Source organism: Dapis brunnea BLCC-M229 (genome assembly GCF_050015995.1).
GTDB lineage: Bacteria > Cyanobacteriota > Cyanobacteriia > Cyanobacteriales > Microcoleaceae > Trichodesmium.
Map to the genome: position 1 here is coordinate 27,744 of NZ_JBNHEP010000249.1, position 21,708 is coordinate 49,451.

A 21,708-nucleotide genomic window follows, 5' to 3' on the forward strand; every position below is an offset into this window, starting at 1 on the left:
ACAACAATTTCCAATAATTAAAAAATATGAAATCTCAGCAAAGACCCTATATCATTCTGACAATAATTACCACCCTAACATTGAACTTAATAATATCTGGATGTCAAAAAAAACATCAGACAAAATTAGCAGAAAAAACACAAATAAAAACAGTATTACAACAAAATATGGGAGAAGAAGAAAATAAATTTCAAGAGCGAAGTTTAGCAATTCGTCAGAAACTAGCAGCCATAGATTTAGAAGAATTAGATACTTGGTGGAGAAAAAAAAACATAGGAGATCCTCATAAATATTTACTACCAGTAATCTTAGCTAGATTAAGTCTAGAAGGTGAACCAGCAGGACAACTTTATAATCAAGAAAAAACTTGGAAAATTTTGCTGCAACTAGATAAAGATAAACCAAGTCTTTATCACTTTCGTAGTTATTTAGATGTGCGGATTTTCTTTTTGTTTCGAGACAAAATGCCGTCAGAAATATTAACATCTTACAAAAATCAACTAGAGCTACCGAAAGTCCGACAGTGGATAAAAACTGGCACAGAAAATCATATGTTTATGCAACGTGCATCCGGTTTAGGATTGATGGATGGGAGTGGTTGGCCAGTCGGAGTTCCAGGGGTTCAAGCCACAGATGAGGCATGGTTACGAAGCGAACTGAATAAATTTTTAACTATTGGACAAGGAGAATTTCATTCCTCTAGTTATTATGGATATAGTATAGGCGGATTACTTAATCTCTATGATTTTGCTCGTGACCCAGAATTAAAAAAACTGGCCAAAGCTTTGCTAGATTGGTACGCAACTAATATGGCATTAAGACTAAGTTGGGGAACTGCTGGAGGTGCTGAAAGTCGAGGTTTCGATCGCAATACCTGGAATAGTGGGTTAAGTGCAGTAGCTTGGATGTGGTGGGGAGATGGAACTGAAGTTGCAGAAAAAATGAGAAATGGTCGTGCCAGACTAGCATTAGCACCAGCTCTGAGTACATATCGTCCCCCAGAACATTTGCGGGCGTTAGCTCGTAAGCAAGTGCCATTACCATTTAAACTACGGGCAAGTCATCCAATTTACTATAGCTACTCTCAAGGAAATGGCTTATGGGAGAACTTTTATATAACCCAGGATTATAGTTTAGGAACTTTATTAGAGCCTACTCGTAGTTATCAAGTTGAGGGTACAATTAGGGAACAGTATGCTACTTATAAGTTAGTAGTGCGCGATCCGAATAGCAAGAATAATGCAGTAGTCAGTTTAGCAGGTACTTATCATGGAGCGCAGGCAACTGGTCGTAGTCCTGGAGACCAATATGTTCAGGAAAAAGGGGCAGTTATTTTTCAGTTAATTCTCAACGATCGAGATTTGCAGGCGGGAGTACCTGGGCGATCGCATTTAGTCTTGCCAAAGCGTTATGGTGAACCAACGAAATATAAAGATTGGTATATTTGGCGGATTGAAAATATTTGGCTATGTGCTAGACCTTGGGGAGATGAGGTAAACTTGCAGATACCAGTCTCTGAGAAATATAAAGATTATCAAGCAATGGTTGCCAAGGGGAGAAAAACTGCTTGGGTGACTGATGTGGCAAGGGTCGCTGATGTTGGAGACTTTGAAAGTTTGAAACAGGCGCTGGATAAAACTAAAGTTGATGATAGTAAATGGAATAGTCAGGGGCGTTTGAATTATCTGAGTTTAACAGGCGATCGCATAGTGATGACTTATGAGCAAGATGGTGCTATTGGGGATGCTGTGATTAATGGAGAGACAAGAATTTTAGAAAATTGGCCTGTTTTAGAAAGTCCTTATGCCAAGCAAGAATTGTATAGTGGATTGTTAGAAGTTGATGACCCCAATTTAGGTAAGTGGCAATTACGAGGTAAGTTGACAGGTCCAGAATGGGAGTGAGTATTTGCTGAATTTTTATCCAGAGAAGAAAAAATAGACCAGTATTTTAGTACCTGATTAATAAATTCGGAATATGTTGTTATACTATCTGCCAAGACAGCACAAAGAGATAGAATTTAACAAAAAGTAACAGAGAGAAAATTACCTATGCCATTAAAGTCAACAACTAGACATATTCGTATTTTTGCAGGAATTGTGGAAAATAATGAACTTGTTCCTGATGATAAGGTATTAACTTTAGATATCGATCCCGACAATGAACTTAACTGGAATGATAGTGCTATGCAGCAGGTTTACCGAAAGTTTGACGAATTGGTAGAATCTTATAGTGGGTCAGATTTAACTGAATACAACCTCCGTTGTATAGGTTCTGATTTAGAACATTTTGTCCGATCCCTATTACAATCATGTCAAATTAGTTATAATCTTGGTAGTCGTGTCAATAACTATAGTCTAGGACTACCTAGAGTAGATGTTGATGCTGAAGCTAAATAGCAATGCCAAAAAAACTGAAATTGAATATCATAAGTCTATCCAATTAGGAAATAATCATTGACATCCTCTCCGGCATAAATAAAGGCGGGGAATTTACTACCGAACCCTATATCCTCGACTGACGTTGATTAGACTCATAGACTTCTGCTGGCTCTGTGCTAGTCTTAATATATGTCTCCACGTCCGTTTAGAGTCTGGTAAATACCCCCGGCGACAACCTAAAAAGCATATTTTTAGGTTTTGCTTTAAGGAGAGATTTCCTCATTTACTATGGGCTTTTCCAGGACTACTTACTTAAGAGACATTTGTATCGCTACTTTCATGTAACAAAGCCGTTAACTGTTTCAATCATCACATCTCTACCTTTTTATTCTGAGAATGTTGCAAAAATTGCTTCATAGAGACCTGACGATTGGCCATGAATTGATTCCAAGCACCGGGAAAAAACTGTTCTAGAGTTTCCACTAAAGCCCAAATTTCAAGATTAACCATTTTGTAATATAATCCATGAGAATGTTTCACTTGAGTCAGCAATTCATCTATCTCTATTGGAGGTAATGGCTGCTTATTATTAGTTTCTTGATTAGTAAAATTCCTGGAAGCGCTACAATCAGAAGATTTAGACATGAATAGACCTCTTGACATCCTCCCGACCTTGCGCATGGCGCGACAACGCAGGATTCCTAAACCTCGCTGCTTAGAGCTTTCTGCTGCCTTTTACAGAGGAGTTGGCCTTTTTATGTCGCGTTTGCGTTAGCATTCCGTAGGAAAGCGAAACATAGCATCTCTCTCCGAGGCAGAACCTTTTTCTGGTCTTACTGTCGATTCTAAAGACTTGCCAGCGTGGTCTTGGGGGTCTCCCCCATGAGCGACTGGCGCTGACACTGCTAGCCCAGCAGCCTTACTTAAGCTTAACACACTATTGGCAAAACCGCAAAATTGATTAGTTTTTATCCATCCCCCCCAATGCCCCCCCTTTTAAAGCTATCCCCCATCGGGAACTTCTGAAAACCTTGTAGGGAAGAGGGGAAAAGGGAGAAAGAGTATAGTAGCTAGGCAAAAATACTTAAGTTCTCAAACAAAAGTATTTTTTAATACACTTTTTCAGGAGAAAAAGTGTATTAAAAACCTATACATAACTTGTCTATTTTGTCAAGTAAAGATGTTTATAAAGCATAGCTTTTAAAGGGGAGATGGATATCGTGGGTCTTCAACCAACCTTGAGATAAGACTGGAAAAATATATGCTGGAACCAACACACTACAATTTATGACTTAGAGATATGACTCAGAGAATATTTATAGCTTTACTGACAAAATTTTTAGGAAATCTTAACTGTATTAATTGTATCAAATCTATTTATAATAAGGGTATAATAATTTAAGGTCAAAAACTACCAAATAGGAATTGGCTTTTTGAGATATTGGAATTATGCCGAGAACTAAGGCACAAAGACCTAATCCAATCAGCATAAATAATCAATAGAAATCTAACCAATCAAAAAAAAGGCCGAAAGCGGTGAGGCCCCCTGATGCAAAACACTATGCCAAAACACTACCTGTGGGCTATAGGTGAAGGGATCAAAACCTATCGGCCAGGAGAAATAATAGCAGATCGCTATCAAGTTGAGCATGGTAAGATATTACTAGATACTCAACCAGAAAAAATGCCCGAGATGCCCGAAGAAATTCCGGGTGGAATAGAACCTTATTTGAAATTATTTCCCTATAGACTTCATATTCCTCAAGTTTTTGGACTGATATCAGTACCAGAGAACAAAGGGACTAAAGAAATTTGGTTGTTAGAAGGAGGGCCAATAACTCCAGGGACAGCTAGCTTAATGCCAGAAATAGCTACAGCATGGAAAGATGCTACACCCATGCGACAGCTAAACTGGTTGTGGCAAATAGCCCAACTTTGGCAACCGTTAAATGTGCAAAAAGTAGGTTCTAGTTTACTAAATCCAGAAAATCTGCGGGTAGAAGGGCAATTAGTACGTTTAGTAGAACTACAGCCAGATGAAAAATCTGTGACATTGCAGCACTTAGGTCGATTATGGCAGAAATGGGCGAGTAATGCTAACCCAGCAGTAGCCAAATTTTTGAAACAACTGTCTCAGCAAATGATAGCAGGCAAAGTACAAAATGCCGATCTATTAATAACACAACTAGATAAAGCTTTAGAAGTATTGGGGCGATCGCAAGTTCGGAGCATTCACATTACCACCGCTACAGATACCGGACCAAACCGTTCTCACAATGAAGATGCTTGTTACCCACCTAGTAAAACTGTGATTAGCTATCCACCTAGTTATAAGACAGTAGCTATTGTTTGTGATGGCATTGGTGGTCAAGATGGGGGTGAAGAAGCCTCCCAGTTAGCAATCAAAGTTCTGTGCCAAGAACTGCAAAAGATTCCGGAAAATGGCGAGCCTCTAACTATAACTACAAAGTTAGAAGAATCTGCTTGTGCGGCTAATGATGCTATTTGCGATCGTAATGATCGCGAGGAACGCCACGATCGTCAACGAATGGGAACCACGCTAGTGATGGCACTTGCCCATCTGCACGAATTATACATCACTCATATAGGAGATAGCCGTGCTTACTGGATTACTCCTAGCAGATGCTATCAAGTTACTGTAGATGATGATGTCGCTAGTCGTCAAGTCAGATTAGGTTATTCTCTATATAAGGATGCCATAAAACAAGTCGCATCAGGTGCCCTAGTACAAGCTTTGGGTATTACTACCTCAATAGCTCTACATCCAACAGTACAACGTTTTCTGATAGATGAGGATAGTATTTTCTTGATTTGTTCCGATGGTTTAAGTGATAAAGATCGAGTAGAAGAATATTGGCAAACAGAAATATTGCCATTGCTAGAAGGAAAAATTGATCTAGCTACAGTTAGAGATAGATTAATAGAAATTGCTAATACCAAAAATGGGCATGATAATGTGACAGTAGCCTTAGTGTATTATCAAGTAACATCTAAAAGTCAGATGACAGAATTATCTCTCCCACCTATAGACGTTAAGTCTGCACACTTAGAAAAACCATTTGTTGAGTATAAATCTCAAACTTCCATGTTTGACTTAGAACATAAAAGTGGGTGGTTTTACCTGTTAGGAATTTTTATACTTCTGGGATTAGGGGGAATATTAGCATATTTTTTAAATCCTATAGCAACTGAATTAATTGAAATTACAGAACCAACAAACAATAATTCCGATAATCAGATGGATAAAAAGATAGAAAAACCTAGCTTATCAACAACTCCTACATTTTCTCCGACCTTATCCTTGGATGTAGGTTCATTCATATTGATTAGTGGTAGCGACTCTCCAACTGAAACATTAAACGAACCCATTGAATTACTAACTAGCACCAGAGATAATACTGTGAAAGGTATAGTTGCTAATGGTAGTATTCTCAAAGTAATCAGAAAAATGTATCTTTCTGAAGAAATTTGGTTAGAATTAGAGGTATGCTCAACTACAAAATCATCGAGTATCGATCCAGAATTTATATATTACTTACAACCAAAAGATATAGGTTGGATTCAACAAGTCAAAATAGATAGTAGTATGGATATAATCAATCTCTTTGATGTAAATCCAGAACAACTAGATGGGTGTTTCAATAATTAATAATTAATTATTACCTCTTCTTATAACAGATAGGATTGGCTAAAAGGAATTTTTTTTCTTCTCAGAGGTTGTTTGTAAAGAATTATGAAGTGTTGGTAGCCCTCGCAAATTGGTTATTCCAGACTGCAAAATCACCGGATAAATAAGCAAGTTTTTAAAGTTTAAAGGGCGATTGCTTTCCTTTACAAAATTTTACAAACAGTCTCTCAAGGGGAGATTGGATATGGCGGACTTCGGAGCGGCTCTGCATTCAGAGGGAGACCTTGGCATCCCATCCTAGGTCATGCTGCCTCTTGCCTCCTTTCCTGCGGAATGCTGCCTCTTTCAGAGGATCTGCCTCTTGTAGAGGAGCTGCCTCTTGCAGAGGAGCTTCGCTAACGCTAACGCTAACGCTTCTCATGTCGGCGACAGCCGAAACGCAAACGCAAACGACCGCTTTTTATCCTTGAAAATAGAGGCTTTATACCTGAATTTTTCGGTAATATATTAGTCAAATTCAACAAATAAATATTAATTTGTGCCAGATTTGTGAGCAATTTCCATATAACTTAAAAGCCAATTAGCCATAGTAGCACGACGAGCTTGAACGGGAGTAAACTCACCAATTTTATAACCTTTGAAACCCAATTTTTGTTTCAATAATTGTTTATTTTCTTTAGGAATAGACCGAGTTAACTTCACAGTGGGTGGACGAAATTCAATAAAATTCGGAGGTTCTGGATATTCCTCTCGCCACTCTGGTGCTACCCTGGAAATATCCCATTTACCAGTAGTATCATCATAGCGATAACCAAGATAATACCAAACTAATTGATTAACGGTATTATCATCAATCTTTTCATCAATAATTGCCTGAATAGTTTCTGTGTTTAGGGATGGTAGTTCAGACATAAAACCTGATTCCTTAAAACTTAATTTAGATGATTCTGTGTTGAGAGTATGTAGAGGCAGAGAGAGACTGCCTCTCATATAACTAAGACAGACATATTCCCATTAATAAACCGAGTTTTAACCACTGATTATTGGTCGATCATACAGGAATTTTCATTGATAAACCCGGTTTCTGGGTAAGTCCTGATAACTTAATTTTTCAGTTGTTAGTTATTAGTTAAGAGATACCTTCTTTTTTTGCCATTGATAACATTAAATCTAGGACTCGATTTGAATAACCCCACTCATTATCATACCAAGAAACAACTTTAAAGAAATTAGAATTAAGTTCAATTCCTGCACCTGCATCAAAAATACTAGAGTGAGGATCACTCGTAAAATCAGTAGAAACTACAGGATCTTCAGTATAACCAAGAATACCTTTCATTGGACCCTCAGCAGCAGTTTTCATTGCGGCACAAATATCCTTGTAGCTAGTTGACTTCTCCGTTTTGAAAGTCAGATCGACCACAGAAACATCTGGAGTAGGCACTCGGAATGCCATACCAGTTAGTTTTCCTTTTAAGTGTGGCAAAACTAGAGTCACTGCTTTTGCAGCACCAGTAGCAGCAGGAATAATATTTTGAGCTGCACCACGTCCACCCCGAAAATCTTTTTTACTCGGACCGTCTACAGTTGGTTGAGTAGCAGTCATAGCATGAACAGTTGTCATTAGACCTTCACTCAAACCAAAATTATCGTCAATAACTTTGGCAATAGGAGCTAAACAGTTAGTAGTACAGCTAGCATTAGAAACAATTGTATCTTGAGCAGGATCGAACAAATCGTGATTCACACCCATAAGCAAAGTTTTTACTTTGTCAGGATCTTTAGTAGGAGCTGAAATAATTACCCGCTTTGCACCTGCTGTCAAATGATTTGAAGCACCATCAAAAGTGGTAAATAATCCTGTAGATTCAACCACATAATCTGCACCTTTTTCTTTCCAGGGCAATTCAGCAGGGTTTCTAACTGACACGCAGGGAATCAACTTTCCGTTAATTGTTATGCCATCATCAGAGGCGGTTACTTCCCCTTGGAAACGTCCGTGAGTTGAATCATATTTCAATAAATAAGCTAGGTTTTGTGGTGGTACTAAGTCGTTAATTCCCACAAACTCGATTAAGTCCGGGTAGTTTAGTCCAGCACGAAATACTAGACGTCCAATACGGCCAAATCCATTGATGGCTACTTTTAAAGGCATGGATACAACTCCTATATAGCTAAAAGTTTCTATAAGTATTAGGACTTACCGATTAGAAATTATCACAAGGACAATTGGTCTAAATTATTCTTTTCCATATCTTAAGAATCTTTAGGCCAGATGACGGAGGCATTATGGGACACCTAGCAACTATATTTAGGTTATGGAGAAAATATTTCGGAATGAGGGAACGGGCAACAAACAGGCAAAATCTAACAGATATCTAGATATAGGTTTATGTTGGGTTGCGCTCTAACTTAACCCAACCTACAAATAATTTTGACAGAGAATATTTACTCCTGGTAAAACTGAAATCAGTGAAAACTACTCCGTAAATGTACAGTAATTTTAGTCTGATTGTTTATGGGAACCAACTATTTCTTTCATCTTGTCAGATATGCTTTTTGAAAATCCGTAATTTTTCTGAATTTTAATTATCTGAAACTATCTAATTATCATCAGTAATTCCCCTGATTTTTTGAGACTATTTTAGATGAATATACTGATAAAACATTATGCTTAAATATTTAATAAATATATAAAAAAAGTTGTCATTTACTCAAATAATAAGCCATACTATTAATGATTAAGCAATAGGAATTAAAGGATATAGAAATGAAAAAGATTACTATACCAACAGTTTTGGGTTTAGGAATAGAGGGTTTAGTTCCTGACAATGCAATTCTAATTAACTTGAAGCCTAGAAAAACTGTCAGTGATGGTAAGATAAACCAATTAGGGACAGGTTATATCCTTCAAGGTAATCAGCATGAAGATTTTGGTTTCCATAGCTTTTCTGTTCACTAGATCCCTCAAACCATTAGGAATCAGGAGTGAGTATTTTGGTTACTGTATTTGATACTTGTTAAAAAATTTCCCTAATATCTTCTTTTCTAACAGGGTAATATCTACAATTTAACTAAGTTTTTAATATCCTATCAATTGGTAAGCATATGGTAGCTATCTCACAGTGACCAAGTTATAAGCTATATTAAGTTTTCGTTCTATTTCTTCCTAATTTGTCAAAGTGTTCCTGCTTCTAATATCTTGAAGTTTTGTCTGAGAGTTTCGACTTAGTTAACAATTTATGTGTGTAAGCGATATAATACGGTAGTTCTCTTCACACATTTGTAATGAGGGTGAAATTTGTATCTTCTGCACTAATCGCTGCAAGTAACATTTCTGGCAGTCTATAGTATTAGACCTCTCTAAAAATCCTGCTAGCTACTATCCAAAGCCCAGTTAGGGTTGGAGAACCAAATGAATAGTAATGTCTATTGACAAAGACTTAAATGTAAGTATAGACTGAACAGATGCGGTTGGCTTGACCGTCAATGCCTGTGGATGAGTAACCGCCGACGGCCTCAGGAGAAGCATGAAGTAAACATTAAAATGTCACTTGTTATGGCGTTTTATATCGGTTTTATAAAGCAGATTCGATTCTAGTGCTGCTACGCGAAAGTCAAAAGTCAAAAGTCAAAATTATTGGTTAGTAAGGCTTTTAGGATTTTGTAACTGGAAGAAAATTTCTGATTTTCCTAGTTTCCCAATACAGCGGTCGGTACTGATAACTTAAATGACAACGCTTCTTTGTTGAGTAGACCACAGTAGGGACGTTTCAGAGAATGTCTCTACAATAGTTGTGGTTTTGACTTTGTGGTCTATCTACCTACAAAATTCTCTGAATAAGCTTTCAATATTTGTCTGAGTAAGTTTGCCTAGTTTATAGATTTTCGTACCAGATCCGATTACTATAGACCACATATTTTATGTTGAGAAAAACTTGATAGATATAGATTATAGTTGACTTATTTGTGGTCTAGATAAACTGGATTTGGTATCACTAATGTTTATGCCATTTTCTATGAAGTCCTTTTCCTCTAAATTTTGATAAGTTTTTGTTCTCGACTTAGGATAAAATGAACTTATCACAAACATTAATGAGTTAACAGACCTCACGTCGTGAGGTTTAGGAATACTGCACTGTCTTGTCAGAGCAGCGTCGGGAGAATGTCAACGGCTGAAATTATTAATTAACTTAAAAAAACAGACAGAGGAACTGAGATGAATTCCAATAAAAAGATTTATGCTTTGCTAGTAGGTATCGATCAATATGCGCCAGATTCAGAAGTACCTACATTAAAAGGTTGTGAGAATGATATTAAGGCTATAGAAGCATATCTTAAAGACCAAATAGCAGGAGAATGGGAATTATTTGAACCGAGAATTCTGACTAACGAACAAGCTACTCGTCAAGGAATCATTGATGGTTTTCAGGAGTACCTTTGCCAAGCAGGAACCAACGATATAGTCCTATTCTACTATTCAGGACATGGGGGGCAACAAAAGACCCCAGAAGAATTATTACATCTAGACCCAGATAACTTAAATGAAACTTTAGTTTGCTACGATAGTCGTAGTCCAGGAGGTTATGATTTAGCGGATAAAGAACTCAAGTATTTACTAGCTAAAGTAGCAGAAAAAGAGCCTCGTGTTATTGTGATTTTTGATTGCTGTCATGCAGGTGCAGGAACTCGAAGTATTGATCCAAGTGTTCTAGGTACACGTCTAGCTCCAGAAGATACGAGAGATCGCCCTTTATCTAGTTTTATTTTTGCTCAGGACGAAAAGTTTAAGAATTTGCTATTGACTTCATCAGAAGTTGATAAGAAAAAGACAGGGTTAGATTTGCCACGAGGAAAGCATATTCTCTTGGCAGCTTGTCGAGACTACCAATATTCAAAGGAATATAAAGGAGATGATGGCGAACCTAGAGGCGTTTTTTCTTACTCTCTCCTGCAAAGTTTACAACAAACTAATGGTCGTTTATCTTACTCTGATTTAGCAAGAAATGTAGCAGCTTTGGTTAAGGGGAAAGTTCAAGATCAAGATCCTCAACTTGAGGCAACTAACCCAGAAGACTTAAAAGAATCGTTTTTAGGGGATGCAATTCCGGAACGTCCTTTTTACTTTACTTTAACCTACAACACAAAGCCTAAAGAGAAGAGTTGGGAGATTGATGGTGGAGCATTACAGGGCATTCCTAAAACATCTAAGTCTGCTAAGGAAACTACTTTATTAGCTATATTTCCTGTAGGAAGCACTCCTGACGATCTAAAGGAAATATCAAAAGCTGTTGGAGAGGCTAAAGTTACTAAAGTCTTGACCGCAAAAAGCAAGGTAGAAATTACTCCAACTCAAGGAAATTTGGATGAAAATCAAAGTTATTGGGCAGTTATTACCAGTTTGCCTATAGAAAAATTAAAGGTTTACATTGAAGGGAATTTGACAGAAGAAGAGGGTATCAATTTAGTAAAGCAAGCTCTAGAAGAAATTAATTCCGGTCAAAAATCTCTATATGTTGAACAGGTTGAAGATTCTACAGAAGCTAATTGTACTCTGCTAGTGGATAAAGGACAATACTTGATTACTCAAGGTAAAACTCCTGTGGTTGCTCCCATTCCTAAAAAACCAGGTTATAGTAAAAATGCTGCCACAGAAGCAATTGAAGCTTTGGAAGCGATCGCTCGTTGGACTAATATTCTTAACTTAAAAAGTGCTAAGAGTAGTATTAAACCTACTGATGTGGAGATGGAAATTATTAAGTATGGATATGAGGATGAGGAAGGGGAGATTACAGTCGCCTCAGATTCAGACAAATCTTTGTCAACGGGTTCTGAATATTATCTAGAGTATAAGTATGAAAATGGAGAATGGAAACGTCCTGTTATCAAACTTAAGCTCACAAATCATAGCAACCAAAAATTATATTGTGCTGTTCTGTTACTTTCAAGTGATTATTCGATAGAACCGCGTATACATTTCTATCCATATCCCGAAAACCCCGAGGAGTATGAATCGAGTACAATAGCAGTTTCAGGAGCGAATTCAGGCGAGAGCAATAGTTTTGAAAGTTTTGTGTTTGTGGCGATTCAAGAAGATTTTCTCGAAAATGGTATAACTGAGATCAAAGATGTCTTAAAACTGATTGTGAGTAAGACAGACTTTAATGCCGATCTACTACAGCAAGAGGGGTTAGAACCTCCTCAACCTACGAGAGCACTGCCAGAAGGAACTCTTGAGAGTTTAATGCAGCAAGTTTCTACCCGTGGTGCAGCTAAGTCTCGGAAAAAAATTGATGATTGGATTACTAAAGAAGTAACAGTTACCGTTGTTAAACCTAGAGATGCGGAACAACTACAATCGGATCGCAACGCCAAACTAATGAATGGTTTAGTTGAAGTCCAATTCCATCCAAGTTTGCAAGCAAAAGTAACTCTCACTACTGTTTCCCAAACCACACGATCTGTGGGTAATGTGGCAACACCACCCCTACTTAGAGAAGAACCAGGAGCAATTGAATCGTTTCAATTTACCACCAGTCGTAATAGTGATCCAGGATTAGCTGCTGTGGAATTATTTAATGTTAATGATGTTAACTTGGTTACTAAAGATGCACCTTTAAAGCTACTGGTTGACCAATCTTTAGAAGAGGATGAGTACATTTTACCTATTAGTCACGATGGTGAATTTTTCTTACCTCTTGGTAACGGTGCAAAGAAGGGAGAGCAAACAGAAATTACCTTGGAACGTTTACCTAAACCAACTACAAGTAGTCGTAGTTTAGATGGTTCAATTAAAATTTTCTTCAAAAAACTCAAGAGTCAAAAATTAGGAACTTCCTATGAATATCCGATTTTAGCATCAGCGGAGGTGAAGCAAGAAAATAATCGGGAAAAGGTAATTTATGAGAAAAATATAGAAGAAGTCAAAAAACAAGTTGACTCTGCTCAGAAAATAATTCTCTACATTCATGGTATTATTGGCGATACCGAAACTATGGTTGGTAGCGTTCAAAGGGCAAAAGTAGAAATCAATGGCGAACAACGTCCTCTACGGGAGCTTTATGACTTGGTTTTAACTTTCGACTACGAAAATCTCCAGACAACTATTGAAGAAAATGCGCGGTTGCTCAAAAAACGATTAGAAACTGTAGGTTTAGGAGCAAATCATGGCAAAGAATTACATATTGTTGCTCACTCCATGGGAGGATTAGTCTCTCGCTGGTTTATCGAACAAGAAGGAGGAAATGAAGTTGTTCAACATTTAGTGATGTTGGGTACTCCTAATGGAGGTTCTCCTTGGCCACAAGTTCAGGAACTAGCATTTGTGATGTTAAATTTTGGTTTGAATAAAATTCCTACAATGGCATGGCCTGCAAAAGTTGTAGCGGATATGGGCGCTAAATCTTTACAGTTTATAGAAGCAAATGATAATTCTCTAGATCAAATGCAACCTGATTCAGAGTTTATCACGAAACTTGCTGAAAATCCAGACCCTCACGTTCGCTATAGTATTATTTCTGGAGACCGATCGATGCCAACATCGAAAAAACAATCTAGTTTCCTAGAAAAATTCAAGGCAAAACTTTTTGATAATGCAGTTACCAACGCATTTCTTGATGGTTTGGTTTTTGGGGCAGAACCTAATGATATTGCGGTGCATCTAGCAAATATTAAAAAAGTAAGTAGCGATCGCTCGCCTCAACCAAGGATATTACCGGATGTTGCTTGCGATCATTTGACCTACTTTACTTCAGAAGCAGGGTTAAAAGCATTGGTAGATGCTTTAAGTAGTTAATAATTAATAATTCAGTAGTCCAGTAGTGTCGCGTCAAGCTTGAAAATGTGGTTTAAGATACCTAACCCCCCAACCCCCTTCCCTGCAAGGGAAGGGGGGAACTCACCCCTCTCCTGCGAGGAGAGGGGTTGGGGGAGAGGTCTTCTAGGTTGCTCGCTGCTAACCCACAATTTTAGTCTTGACACACCAGTAGACACACCAGTAGTGGACTGACACATCTAAAATGGTGCGTTACGACGGATTGCTGAATCCCTTTCATAGTCTGAATTTAAGCCGTCTAACGCACCCTACAATTTTGCACTAAATTAGCTGTGTCGGTCCAGTAGTGGAGTGTTTCATCTTAAATGTTGCTTTAGGAAAATGCTGTAATCTATCTATAGCAAGAATTTAGCTCGAAAAGCTAATGCACCATTTAAGGTGTGTCAGTCTACTACTAGACTCAACCCAACCTACGCCCTAACTTTGTCGGTGCGTTATATCAAATCCGTTGGCTTCGGAGTAATATAATTCCGTCAATCATTATACAATGCGTAAGGGCGAATGGCCATTCGCCCCTACAATATAGACTCGGATCTTTAATACTGAATAACACCGATGCTACCGGATTTGATATTACGCTTCTCTAACGCACCCTACTGGACTTTCCTACTTGTGAAAAAAGTAACTTACAGTCAATAAGTTCGATGAAAAAAATTCTAATTTTAAGCTCAAATCCGAGGAATGACCTCAATTTGAATAGAGAAATCAAAGACTTGCAGAACGTGATTAAACGCGCCAAAAACAGGTCGGAATTCGAGATAGATATTCAGCTAGAGGTACAGCTAGACGAATTGCAAGAATTATTACTAGAAAGCGAACCACAAATTGTTCATTTTTGCGGACATGGAACTGGAGAAGAAGGTTTGCTGCTACAAAATCAAGCTGGCTATGAGCGGATAGTGAGTACAGAAGCTCTATCTAATCTGTTTAAGCTTTTTGAACAGGAGATTGAGTGTGTTGTGTTCAATGCTTGTTATAGCGAAGTTCAAGCTAATGCGATCGTTGAACATATTAATTATGTGGTTGGTATGAATCAAGAGATTCGGGATGATGCAGCAATTTATTTTGCTACCGGGTTTTATCGTGCATTAGGATCGGGTAAATCAATTGAAAAAGCTTACGAGTTTGGTTGCAATGCCATTGAAATTCAGCTTACTAATTCTCAAACTTCTCGTTCCCGTAAAGCGTCAAAACCTCGTAAGCTTGCCTCTAAGCAAGTTGTGACTCCAGAACATCGAATACCAGTTATCAAGACAAAGTCACTGTTGACTCCTATACGGGAAGAAGTTATATCTGCTCCTCAAAATGATGCTCCTGAGTCTTTCCCTGAATCTGAACTTCCCGGGGAACTGATTGAAGCATTAGAAGCAGAAAAGCATTACAAAGGTTATCGAGAACAAGCGAGGGAGAGTTGGGATGAGTTTGGTCAAACTTCGGTGGTTCGTTCAGATTTAACCCAGCAGGAATATCGTCAACGCAAAACCTTATTAAACAAAGTCAAGGACTTCTGGATTAAGGGGTTTCTTCAGCCTTCTCTCTATGGGAATACTGCCATTAATCTTGACTGGAAAACTGATGGCGATGCTGTGCTGCGTCCTTTTTCCGGGATTGACGCTGTGGAGTTAGATGAATCCTTTGAAGAATTACAAACCACAGATATCTTGCAGGAAACGGGGCTGGGTAAAACCCTGTTAATTTTAGGCCATCCAGGTTCAGGAAAAACCATTACCCTGTTGCAATTGGCGGAAAAGCTGGTCAAACAAACTGAGCAGGATTTAACCAAACCCATTCCGGTGATGTTTAATTTATCTTCTTGGGGGGAAAAGCAGCAACCCCTGGAAGAATGGTTACGGGAAGAACTGAAGGATAAATACCAAGTTCCCAAGACTATGTTGATGGAACATTTTGCAAAAAAGGAAATGAATTAATCGAGTTTTAGCTATCAAAAAAAAGGGTTGAGATTATGCCAAAAATTACCAGGCGTAGGTTGGGTTGAGGAACGAAACCCAACATTAGACATCTCCAATAATAAAAAATAAAATCAATTATCCCACAGAAATTATTAATTCTTTCCCCCTACTCCCTATTCCCTACTCCCTACTCCCTACTCCCTCTTTTCTGAAGATGTCTATTAGTAAGCTACAGTAGTAAGCTTTTGTTGGGTTTCACTCCGTACCGCTACGCGGAAGCAAGCTACAACCCAACCTACATTTTTAGGCGTGTCAGTCTAGTATCCAAAAAAAAAGGGTTTGCTATTATGCCAAAAATTACCAGAAGTCTAGCCATAATCATCGGCATCGATCGCTATAGTCATATTCCTAAACTGAAGAATGCTGTCTTTGATGCTAATTCTGTAGCTAATGTTCTTCAGGAAAAACACAATTATCAAGTTTTAAGATTATTTGATGAAGGAGCAACTAAGGAAAAATTTAGTCAACTTCTAGAAAACCTTCAAAACAAGAAGATTGAATTAGAAGGAAAATTAACTCAAATTGAAAAAAGCGATCGCCTCTTATTCTATTTTGCAGGTCACGGGTTTGATCAAGAATCAGAAGATAGCGAAGAGGGTAAACCTGCAGGTTATTTTATGCCTCAAGATGCAGATGCTAATGACAATAAAACTTGGTTGTCTATGAAAGAAGTATACGAAACCTTGACCAACTTGGACTGTCATCATTTGTTAATGATTCTAGACTGCTGTTTTGCTGGTAGAATTTCTTGGGTTAGCAAGGGTAGAAATGCAGCACGTCCCCGCAAACTTTATAAACAAAATTATGACCGCTTTATCAAACATAGCACTCAGCAAATTATTACTTCAGCAGGCTATGATGAGAAAGCATTAGATTCATTTCGTTTTGGTAACAGGGGCGATAAGAATGGACATTCACCCTTTGCCTATTTTCTTTTAAAAATACTTAAAGGCAATTCCAATGGAGAGCAGGACAAATTTCTGGAAGCAATTATTGATGATAAAGTAATTACAACCCATGAACTTTTTACCTATTTGCAAAACGAATTACGGAAAGTGGCAGAAGGACAAACTCCTGTGCTTTTTCAACCTCAAAAATATGACCCAAAGATCAATGAATATGTGTTTTTAAAGGGCGAATATATTTTTCCTCTATCTAATTTTAAACCGGAAAAACTAGAAGAATTTCAACTAGATGAAAGTACCAATCCCTACAAAGGTTTAGCTTCATTTGAAGCTAAGGATAGTCAGCTATTTTATGGTAGAAAAAAGCTGATTGAAGATCCTAAAGAAGGTCTGATAGCAAATGTAAAAAACAATCAACTTACAGTAGTTTTGGGTCTTTCTGGTTCCGGTAAATCTAGCTTAGTAAAAGCTGGTTTAATACCTGCTATTAAACAAGAAGCAGAAACATGGTACATCCTGGAAACAATGAGACCAGGAGAACTACCTTTTACTGCTCTAGCAACGGCGCTCTTGCCAATTACAACAGGTTTAGAGCTTGATTCATTAATTGATAAGTTATATCAAGATGTTCAATTTTTAACTGAAATTATTCATCAATGGAGTCAAAATCATCCGAATAGTAAGTTATTATTGACTATGGATCAGAGTGAAGAAATTATTACTTTATCCAAGAATGACGAAGACAGAGAAAATTTTTTACGTTTGTTAGCAGAAGCTTTAGCAGCACCAGAAATAGCTGAAATTTTGCGAATTGTTATGACATTGCGTTCTGACTTTGAACCTCAACTTAGAGATTTGAATGAACACAAATATAAAGAGATAAATTGGCAACAGGTTTGGCAAGAGATTTGGCAAAAAGGAAGGTTTATAGTAACTCCGATGAATAGGGAAGAGTTACAACAAATAATAGAAGAACCTGCTGCACAACGAACATTATTTTTTGAGTCTTCTAAATTGGTCAATGCTTTGATTGACGAAGTAATTTCAATGCCTGGTGCTTTACCTCTACTTTCTTTTACCTTAAGCGAGCTTTATTTAAGATATCTGAATGCAGAAGAAAATAAAGAAAAGAGCGATCGTACTATCAGTGAGGCAGATTATCAAAAAGTAGGTGGGGTAACACGCTCTCTAACTAATCGTGCTGACAAGACTTATAACAAGTTAAAAGAAGAAAAAAAAGTTGATGAGTCAACCATTCGTGATGTGATGCTGCGAATGGTAGCTATTCGTAGTGGTGAACTAGCTCGCCGAAGAGTGCTAACTTCTGAATTGGTATATCCAGAACCAAAAAATCAGCAAGCGAAGCAGGTTATTGCTCGCTTTATAGAAGCACGTTTGCTTGTCAAAGGTAGGGATACAGAAGGTCAAGAATATGTGGAACCAGTCCATGATGCTTTGGTAAGAGGATGGAAACAAATTAAAGACTGGTTAGATGAAAAACAGGAAGCAGTTGAAACAGTAAGTTCATGGAATCCTATCAATAAATTTTTCAATCGCAGAAAAGAGCATCCTGAAGCAGAAAAAATATTAAAAGTTAATCTGCCGTTGCAGCGAGAGGTGAATACTTCTGCCAATAATTGGAGTCACCATGCAAAGGCACTCGGTTTCCTCTGGAATGCCGATCCACGGCTAGATTTGCTCAAACAGGTACTCAATTCTCAAGACAACTGGTTTAACAAGGTAGAAACTGAGTTTGTACGGCGTAGTATCTGGCGCAAAACCTTTAATACTCGGCGCAATTGGAGTATTGCTATTGCGGTTATGGTTGGATTAAGTAGTTTGACGATTTCATCTTTGATTAGTCTACGAAATACAAAGCTAGAACAAGTTAATAATTTAATCAGTTCTGCAGAAATTAAGTGGGAATCACATCAAGAGTTAGAAGCGTTGCTAGATTTATTAAGAGCAGGAAAGTTATTTGACGACTTGCTTTTGAAATTTCAGCCAGATCAAAAATTAAAAGAAAAAATAAAAGACGACTTCCTAAAAGTAGTTTATGGAGTCAAACAACTTAACCAACTACAACATGAGGGTGAAGTTATAAACGTAAATTTTACTCCCAATGACAAGATGATTGTTACGAATGATCGAAGTAGTCAGCAAATAGCTGTTTGGCATTCAAATGGAAGACTAAAGAAAAAGTATAGTTATGATCAAATTAAAGCTATATTAGAGAAATCAGATAGCGATCTGTACCAAACACTAGAACAAAAGTATTTGTTGCCCGTATTAAATTTTAACCTTGAGGACAAGATACAAGTTGATAACTCTGACAGTAAGAGACAAGCTTTTAGTCCTGATGGCAAGATGCGAGTAACCGGAGACAATAAAGGAAATGTCTCTATCTACAACAGCAATGGCAGTTTGCGCAAAACCTTTCAAGCAGATGAAACAGAGATAACGACAGTTAGATTGAGTCCCGATAGCCAGACTATCGCTACAGGAAGTTGGAGCGGCAACCTTAAACTCTGGAAACTAGATGGTACATTGTACAAAACCTTAAAAGATAATAACAAAAAAGCCCATGAAAAATCAGTTAATGCTTTAGATTTCAGCAGTGATGGAGAGATAATTGCTTCAGTAAGTGATGACAAAACAGTTAAACTCTGGAAAAACGGCACTTTACGGAAAACTTTTCGCGGACACCAGAGTATAGTCTGGGATGTGAGTATCAGTCCTGACAACCAGATGATTGCTTCAGCGAGTAATGACGAAACTGTGAATGTCTGGAACCCAAACAACGATAAGCCAGTGAAAACCTTTAAAGGACATAATAATGCAGTTCGTGCAGTGGCATTTAGTAACGATGGCAGTATCCTAGCCTCAGCTAGTGAAGATGGCACTGTCAAACTCTTGCAGCTTAGAGATACAGACTCTTTAAGAATCTTAAAACACAGTTTCGATCAACTTTATGGAGTAAATTTTAATCATGATGGCAATACAATTCTCACGGCAAGAGGATATGGTGATGTAACATTTTGGAATAAGGATGGTACATTCCTAAAAACTGAGCCATGGCACTCTCGACGGATTAATACCTTCAAGTTTATTCCTGATAGTAAGCTGATTGTATCAGCTGCTAGGGATGGAAGTGTGAGAATTTCCAGAGCAGACGGTAATGAAATCGAACCCATAAAACCACCCCCCCCAGGTGAACTTAAACAGAATTATGTTCTGGCAGTAAGCTTTAGCCCTGACAGCCAAATTTTCGTTACTGGGGATAATAAAGGAAAAATCAAAATTTGGAAGCAAGACGGTAGCTCGCTAGAAACTAGCGAAAAACATCAGAAATCGGTTCAGGGACTAAGTTTTAGTCCAGATGGTGAGGTTTTTGCTTCAGGGAGTCTTGATGGAACAGTAAAACTTTGGAACATAAACGGGTCTCTAGAGCGAACTCTTCTAGATAATGATAATGATAGTAAATTACGGGTGTTTGGAGTAGCTTTCAGTCCCGATAAAGAGCCAGACAAGCAAATAATTGCTGTTAGAATTAACAAAAATCAAGTCAAATTATTAGATAGAGATGGTAAAGAACAGGCAGTTCTAAAAGGCCATAAGAGGTATATTAGTGCTGTAGCTTTTAGTCCTAATGGTCAGCAAATTGCTACAGCAAGTCACGATCAAACTGTTAAACTATGGGGCAGAAATGGTAAAGAACAGAAAACTTTTTATGGTCATAATGACCGCGTTATCGGATTAGCTTTTAGCCCTGATGGTAATAGAATTGCTTCAGCTAGCGATGATAAAACAGTTCTCCTTTGGGATGTGAATATTAAGCAAGAGTTACCAGAGTTAAGGGAATATACCTGCCAGTGGATGCAGAACTATCTCAAGAATAACAGAAACCTTGAGAAGAGCGATCGCCAGCTATGCAATAGCCAAAATAATTTAAAGACCTTCTATATAAAATTCCTACAAAAGTTAAGGAAATACACCGACAAATAGATGCAGCACTATCTCCAGAATAACAAAAATCTTGAGGAGAGCGATCGCCAGCTATGCAATAGCATTAAGTCAAAAGTTAAAAGTAATCTCTGATATCAAATCCTGATAATTGTCATTACGACTAGAACGAAATGGAAAGAAGCAATCTTATGAGTACAGAAAGTTGTATTTATTTATTGTAGCATAAGCGATCGCTTTTCTGCCAGAAAACAGGAGGGATAGAACGACCTTCCCCAATATGTTAAAATAAAATCAAAACCTCAATTACCAGGAGACAAACAATGGTAGCACTTCCCAAACCAGATCAAATGACCCCCCAAGAATACCTTGATTGGGAGGAGAAACAACCGATTAAATATGAATATATGAACGGTCAGATTTTTGCCATGACTGGGGGAACTATTCCTCATAACGACATTAGTCTTAATTTGGCGACGGCTTTAAAAAATCATCTGCGGGGTAAAGGGTGTAAAGTATCAATGGCAGATGCCAAACTGGGAGTATCCGAAGAAGGGCCTTTTTATTATCCCGATGTGATGGTAACTTGCGATGAAAGAGACCGACGTGCTACTAAAGTTATTTATCATCCTTGCTTAGTCGTAGAGGTTTTATCTCCAGGAACCGAAGCTTTTAACAGGGGCAAAAAGTTTAAAAATTATCGCAACATTTCTACTTTAAAAGAATACGTTTTAATTGACGCGCGAGAGATGGCGGTGGAGTGTTTTCGACTTAACGAAAATGGTGTTTGGGAACTTTATAATTATGGGGAAGGCGAGGAAGTAACTTTAACTTCTGTAGATTTGAGCTTTCCCATTGAGATGCTTTATGAGGATGTGGTTTTGGAGGAAGTAGAGGAAGAGAAGTAGAGGAAGAATAGAGAGGTGAGGTTTTATCTTTTTGCTAGAAAACAAGAGCGACACCTGACGATATGAGAAAAAAGCGATCGCCCTTCTATACACATCTC

General features: G+C 37.9%; 13 protein-coding genes. 8 read left to right on the forward strand and 5 right to left on the reverse strand.

Annotated elements, in window-relative coordinates; all coding sequences use genetic code 11:
* Window positions 1-26 precede the first annotated feature (26 nt).
* Window positions 27-1,904 (forward strand): hypothetical protein, encoded by a 1,878-nt coding sequence (locus tag ACP6PM_RS28585; protein WP_426590277.1) that lies wholly within the window; start codon window positions 27-29, stop codon window positions 1,902-1,904.
* A 147-nt stretch (window positions 1,905-2,051) separates the two neighbouring features.
* A complete protein-coding gene (gene ndhM / locus ACP6PM_RS28590; RefSeq protein ID WP_426590278.1) occupies window positions 2,052-2,399 on the forward strand; it encodes an NAD(P)H-quinone oxidoreductase subunit M in 348 nt (115 codons plus the stop codon).
* A 351-nt stretch (window positions 2,400-2,750) separates the two neighbouring features.
* Here ndhM and ACP6PM_RS28595 read toward each other — a convergent pair whose 3' ends face one another.
* Together ACP6PM_RS28595 and ACP6PM_RS28600 are read right to left on the reverse strand one after the other, a co-directional pair.
* Window positions 2,751-3,026, reverse strand: a complete 276-nt coding sequence (locus ACP6PM_RS28595) for a hypothetical protein (protein WP_426590279.1) — start codon at window positions 3,024-3,026, stop codon at window positions 2,751-2,753.
* A 126-nt stretch (window positions 3,027-3,152) separates the two neighbouring features.
* Window positions 3,153-3,284, reverse strand: coding sequence for a hypothetical protein (locus ACP6PM_RS28600; protein ID WP_426590280.1), 132 nt, complete (start codon window positions 3,282-3,284; stop codon window positions 3,153-3,155).
* 658 nt (window positions 3,285-3,942) lie between these two features.
* Here ACP6PM_RS28600 and ACP6PM_RS28605 point away from each other — a divergent pair.
* Window positions 3,943-6,051, forward strand: a complete 2,109-nt coding sequence (locus ACP6PM_RS28605; protein WP_426590281.1) for a protein phosphatase 2C domain-containing protein — start codon at window positions 3,943-3,945, stop codon at window positions 6,049-6,051.
* A 250-nt stretch (window positions 6,052-6,301) separates the two neighbouring features.
* Here ACP6PM_RS28605 and ACP6PM_RS28610 read toward each other — a convergent pair whose 3' ends face one another.
* From ACP6PM_RS28610 to gap, 3 genes are all read right to left on the reverse strand, one after another.
* Window positions 6,302-6,451: a hypothetical protein gene (locus tag ACP6PM_RS28610; protein ID WP_426590282.1), complete on the reverse strand. Its 150-nt coding sequence runs from the start codon at window positions 6,449-6,451 to the stop codon at window positions 6,302-6,304.
* Window positions 6,452-6,561: 110 nt separating this feature from the next.
* Window positions 6,562-6,942 (reverse strand): DUF1823 family protein, encoded by a 381-nt coding sequence (locus ACP6PM_RS28615; RefSeq protein ID WP_293105891.1) that lies wholly within the window; start codon window positions 6,940-6,942, stop codon window positions 6,562-6,564.
* A gap of 217 nt (window positions 6,943-7,159) precedes the next feature.
* Window positions 7,160-8,185 (reverse strand): type I glyceraldehyde-3-phosphate dehydrogenase, encoded by a 1,026-nt coding sequence (gene gap / locus ACP6PM_RS28620; RefSeq protein WP_426590283.1) that lies wholly within the window; start codon window positions 8,183-8,185, stop codon window positions 7,160-7,162.
* Window positions 8,186-8,800: 615 nt separating this feature from the next.
* Here gap and ACP6PM_RS28625 point away from each other — a divergent pair.
* From ACP6PM_RS28625 to ACP6PM_RS28645, 5 genes are all read left to right on the forward strand, one after another.
* Window positions 8,801-8,992 (forward strand): hypothetical protein, encoded by a 192-nt coding sequence (locus tag ACP6PM_RS28625; RefSeq protein WP_426590284.1) that lies wholly within the window; start codon window positions 8,801-8,803, stop codon window positions 8,990-8,992.
* Between the two features lie 1,257 nt (window positions 8,993-10,249).
* Entirely contained in the window at window positions 10,250-13,825 is a 3,576-nt protein-coding gene (locus tag ACP6PM_RS28630) for a caspase family protein (RefSeq protein ID WP_426590285.1), read from the forward strand.
* A gap of 683 nt (window positions 13,826-14,508) precedes the next feature.
* A complete protein-coding gene (locus ACP6PM_RS28635; protein WP_426590286.1) occupies window positions 14,509-15,792 on the forward strand; it encodes a CHAT domain-containing protein in 1,284 nt (427 codons plus the stop codon).
* Window positions 15,793-16,121: 329 nt separating this feature from the next.
* Complete coding sequence (locus tag ACP6PM_RS28640; protein ID WP_426590287.1) at window positions 16,122-20,744, forward strand: nSTAND1 domain-containing NTPase; 4,623 nt, start codon at window positions 16,122-16,124, stop codon at window positions 20,742-20,744.
* 281 nt (window positions 20,745-21,025) lie between these two features.
* Entirely contained in the window at window positions 21,026-21,610 is a 585-nt protein-coding gene (locus ACP6PM_RS28645; protein ID WP_426590288.1) for a Uma2 family endonuclease, read from the forward strand.
* Window positions 21,611-21,708: the final 98 nt, after the last annotated feature.